Source organism: Nocardia sp. NPDC004722, from assembly GCF_053601505.1.
The window spans coordinates 1-2,750 of record NZ_JBSGBY010000856.1; the positions used below are offsets into that span (position 1 = coordinate 1).

At 67.9% G+C, this 2,750-nt stretch carries 5 protein-coding genes and 1 pseudogene; 4 read left to right on the forward strand and 2 right to left on the reverse strand.

Annotated elements, in window-relative coordinates; all coding sequences use genetic code 11:
- Positions 1 to 598, forward strand: a pseudogene (locus ACWELQ_RS43015) (homoserine O-acetyltransferase MetX); the annotation flags it as partial.
- A 179-nt stretch (positions 599 to 777) separates the two neighbouring features.
- Positions 778 to 939 (forward strand): hypothetical protein, encoded by a 162-nt coding sequence (locus ACWELQ_RS43020; RefSeq protein WP_167659831.1) that lies wholly within the window; start codon positions 778 to 780, stop codon positions 937 to 939.
- A gap of 61 nt (positions 940 to 1,000) precedes the next feature.
- Here ACWELQ_RS43020 and ACWELQ_RS43025 read toward each other — a convergent pair whose 3' ends face one another.
- Positions 1,001 to 1,318 carry a DUF3017 domain-containing protein gene (locus tag ACWELQ_RS43025; protein WP_452402738.1) on the reverse strand — a complete coding sequence of 106 codons (318 nt, stop codon included), beginning with the start codon at positions 1,316 to 1,318 and terminating at the stop codon, positions 1,001 to 1,003.
- 26 nt (positions 1,319 to 1,344) lie between these two features.
- Here ACWELQ_RS43025 and ACWELQ_RS43030 point away from each other — a divergent pair, with 26 nt between their 5' ends.
- Positions 1,345 to 1,821, forward strand: coding sequence for a tRNA (cytidine(34)-2'-O)-methyltransferase (locus ACWELQ_RS43030; RefSeq protein ID WP_379353561.1), 477 nt, complete (start codon positions 1,345 to 1,347; stop codon positions 1,819 to 1,821).
- Between the two features lie 9 nt (positions 1,822 to 1,830).
- Here ACWELQ_RS43030 and ACWELQ_RS43035 read toward each other — a convergent pair whose 3' ends face one another.
- Positions 1,831 to 2,061: a DUF167 domain-containing protein gene (locus ACWELQ_RS43035; protein ID WP_452402739.1), complete on the reverse strand. Its 231-nt coding sequence runs from the start codon at positions 2,059 to 2,061 to the stop codon at positions 1,831 to 1,833.
- A 95-nt stretch (positions 2,062 to 2,156) separates the two neighbouring features.
- Here ACWELQ_RS43035 and ACWELQ_RS43040 point away from each other — a divergent pair.
- Positions 2,157 to 2,750: hypothetical protein (locus tag ACWELQ_RS43040; RefSeq protein ID WP_452402740.1), on the forward strand; the 594-nt coding region annotated here is incomplete at its 3' end.

A 2,750-nucleotide genomic window follows, 5' to 3' on the forward strand; every position in this document is an offset into this window, starting at 1 on the left:
GGTCGGCGCGCGCGCCACCGCCGACCAGATCGGCACCCAGACCACCCAGATCGCCGCCATCACGGCCGATCCGGACTGGCAGGGCGGCAACTACCACGGCACCGGGCGCGCGCCCATGACCGGCATGGGCATCGCCCGGCGCATCGCGCACCTGACCTACCGCACCGAGGCCGAGCTCGACCATCGCTTCGAGAACCATGCCCAGGGGGACGAGAACCCTTGGGCGGGTGGGCGTTACGCGGTGCAGAGCTACCTGGAGTACCAGGCCGACAAGCTCATCTCGCGCTTCGACCCGGCCACCTACGTGCTGCTCACCGAGGCCATGAACCGCTACGACGTGGGCCGCGGGCGCGGCGGCGTCGCGGCGGCGCTGGCGGCGACGCCGGTGCCGTGTGTGATCGGCGGGGTGGATTCGGATCGGCTCTACCCGTTGCGCACCCAGCAGGAGCTGGCCGATCTGCTGCCCGGTTCCAAGGGGCTGGAGGTCATCCACTCCCGCGACGGCCACGACGGCTTCCTGACCGAGTTCGACGCGGTGAGCAAGCTGGTGCTCGAGACCATGGATCTGGCGCGCGCCCAGCGGGTGTCGCAACACTGAATCTGCGCTGCCCGACCGCTGCATCTACGCTGCCTCAGCGGGCGGCGCGTTACCTCGCGTATCGTGCCTGTTTCGCGCGAATTGTCCTGACGCGCTTCCGGTTTCGTCGACATGACACCTCCGTAACCGGTGGCGCCGAATACGTGTGCGCGGGGCCTTCCGGTCGTAATCTGTCAGACATGACCGCCGCATTCGATGACATGGATCTCCGCGATCTCGTCGATCTGCTCTCCGAGGACGAGCAGCGTGAACTCCGCCCGGCCATACTCCGCGTCCTGCACAGACTTCCCGACCAGGAAGTACTACGCCGAGAACTCGGCCGCCGCATCACGTCCGTCTAGACCAGCCCCACTCGACTTCTCAGCGCCGCGACCCCGGTCGCGGCCCCGACCTCGGCCGGTCCTAGGTGACGCCGAGGCTGCTGATGGTCGCGGCCAGCGCGATGATCGCCCCGCCCAGCACCGTCAGCCACGCCACATCGAAACCCTTGCTGCGCACCGCGAGCAGACCCGCCCGGTCGGTCGGCAGGATCAGCCGCAGCGCCGCGGCCAGCAGCGTCGCGCCGCCGAAGAAGAACGTCCCGCGCCGCCAGCGATCCCAGGCCAGGAATACGACGGCCACCACCAGCACCGTCGCCACCAGCAGCATGGGCAGGTTCTCGCGCACGAACTCCCCCGCGCGGCTGCTGCGACTCTCGGGTGCGGCATGGGCTGGACTCACCGCACGAGCTTAACCGGGGCTCTGAGATGCTGGAGCCCGTGTTCCATCTCGTGTTCTTCGAACCTCGCATCCCGCCCAATACCGGCAATGCCATTCGGCTGGCCGCCGGTACCGGCTGCGCGCTGCACCTGATCGAACCGCTCGGCTTCGACCTATCCGAGCCGAAGCTACGCCGGGCCGGGTTGGACTACCACGACCTGGCCGTTGTCACCGTGCATCAGAGTCTCGCGGCCGCATGGGAAGTCATCGCGCCCGAGCGGGTCTTCGCGTTCACCGCGACGGCCACCACGCACAACACCGAGATCGCGTACCGCGACGGTGATGTGCTGCTCTTCGGGCCCGAGCCGACCGGGCTGCCCGAGGAGGTTCTCGCCGATCCCCGGGTCACCGAGCAGTTGCGCATTCCGATGCTGCCGGGACGGCGATCGATGAACCTGTCCAATGCCGCCGCGGTCGCGGTGTACGAGGCGTGGCGGCAGCTGGGATTCCCCGGCGCGGTCTAGTCCGGTTGGCTAGTCGTCGATTTCGAAGCGTTTGAACCGTGAGGTCGCGCCGCCGGTCAAGCGGACCGCGGACTTGGCGACGCCGAAGTGGGCGGCGAGCAGTTCGATGGCGGCCTTGTTGGCCTTGCCCTCCACCGCCGGGGCGCGCACATACAGTTGCAGCGCCCCGTCCTCGAGAATCTCGACCAGGGGGCCTTTCTTGCTGCCGGGCTTGATGGTCGCCCGGACCACTGTGGGCACGCGCACTCCTTCCGGGTAAGCGATCGTGACGAACAGACCGTAGTGTCGCGTATGCCGAGGCGGCAGGGATGTCGCCCAGACAAAGGAATGTCAACATGGTCAAGCGTTTACTGATGCTGCTGTCAGCCGTGGCGGGGGTGATCCTGCTGGCGACGGGGACGGCTGCGGCCGGGCCGGTCACCGTGCACGACGACTCCAAGGTCCTGGACGTCACCAAGGTGACGAACGCGGCCATGCAGCTGACGGATCCGGTGCAGATCTTCACCACCCAGAAGTTCTCCGACGATCGCGGCAAGTTCGATCAGGAGACCCAGTCCAAAGTTGCCGGCGCGTCGGATGTGGTGCTGGCCATCAACACCAAGGCGGGATTCTTCACCATCCGCACGGGTGCGAATTCGCACATCAAGGACACCGGTTCCGCCGGTACGGCCTTCCAGAACGGCCTCGGCAGCAACCACGACTACACGAGCGCGACGGTCGCGGCTCTGGGCGCGCTGAAGTCGGCCACCGGCCAGGGCGCGCCCACCAAGGCCGGTAATCCGGCGCCCGCGCCAGCCGCCAAGCCCGAGTCCAAGAGCAGCGGCTTCGGCTGGCTGGGCCTGCTGTGCCCGATCGTGATCATCGGCGGCATCATCGCGGCCGTAGTGGCGTTCCTGCGTCGCCGCTTCTCCGCAGCGCACCTTCACCGC

What these genes read in the sequence shown, in the direction of transcription:
- ACWELQ_RS43030 (WP_379353561.1), top strand. Translation starts at nt 1,345, where the DNA reads ATGCTGGAGCCCGTGTTCCATCTCGTGTTCTTCGAACCTCGCATCCCG.
- ACWELQ_RS43020 (WP_167659831.1), top strand. Translation starts at nt 778, where the DNA reads ATGACCGCCGCATTCGATGACATGGATCTCCGCGATCTCGTCGATCTG.